A 437-nucleotide genomic window follows, 5' to 3' on the forward strand; every position below is an offset into this window, starting at 1 on the left:
TATTAATAAGTACATCCAATTTCCCATGGACGAGACGCACATGCCTAATCATGTTCCTGACGGCACTGGCGTCATTCAGATCCAGGCAAAAGTGCGTGTATCGCTCATGTTCAATTGAACCTTCTCCACGACTGCAGCCCACGACGACATGGCCGTGTTCAAGAAAATACAATGCCGCTTCTTTGCCCACGCCTTTGCGCGTACCGGTCAGCAATATAATCATATCAATGCAACTTATAGCCGATAAGTAACGGCAAACTATACAGCGGTTTAATTTGGGTACTTTGTGAGCTGCCTGAGGCGCGTTTTATCAACGACGGTACTTCGCGCTTGATAACCCGCGATCCCCCCAGGGACCACTCGGCCAGTTCCTCGGCATTACTCACCAGGCATTGCACGCGCAGTCGCAGACATAATGACAACCGCCAACTGTCGAG

At 50.3% G+C, this 437-nt stretch carries 2 protein-coding genes; both read right to left on the minus strand.

Annotated features, from left to right (window positions below; all coding sequences use genetic code 11):
- On the minus strand, window positions 1-223 hold a 223-nt coding region (locus FCS21_RS16300; protein WP_138624527.1), incomplete at its 3' end, for an SDR family NAD(P)-dependent oxidoreductase.
- A 1-nt stretch (window position 224) separates the two neighbouring features.
- A partial coding sequence (locus FCS21_RS16960) for a hypothetical protein (protein ID WP_222928002.1) occupies window positions 225-437 on the minus strand: 213 nt, incomplete at its 5' end.

The sequence above is a fragment of the Colwellia ponticola genome, assembly GCF_005885605.1.
GTDB classification, from domain to species: domain Bacteria; phylum Pseudomonadota; class Gammaproteobacteria; order Enterobacterales; family Alteromonadaceae; genus Colwellia; species Colwellia ponticola.